Below are 229 nucleotides of genomic sequence, written 5' to 3'. Positions count from 1 at the left end.
TACTGGGCGCGCGGTGCGCGGGCCTATCACCAGTATCATGTGCACTTCATGCCCCCGATCCATCATGTTGCATCGGTCATCCGAAATGCGGAGCTTTTTGCAGAGAAATGGGGCCACCGCACGATGGAGCACTGGCTGCACGCCTTCGTCCGCATGGGGCTGATCGAGAACACGCCCCAAGGCCTGCGCATCCTGAGAGAGCCGAACGAGGACGACATCGCGTTGTGCC

1 pseudogene is annotated in these 229 nt (G+C 61.1%); it reads left to right on the top strand.

Annotated elements, in window-relative coordinates:
* Nucleotides 1–229, top strand: a pseudogene (locus A3728_RS20670) (glycosyl transferase); the annotation flags it as partial.

The organism is Sulfitobacter sp. HI0040 (genome assembly GCF_001634885.1).
Taxonomy (GTDB): Bacteria; Pseudomonadota; Alphaproteobacteria; order Rhodobacterales; family Rhodobacteraceae; genus Sulfitobacter.
Note: the sequence above shows the minus strand (reverse complement) of the source record. Positions and strands in the feature narration are given on the sequence as shown.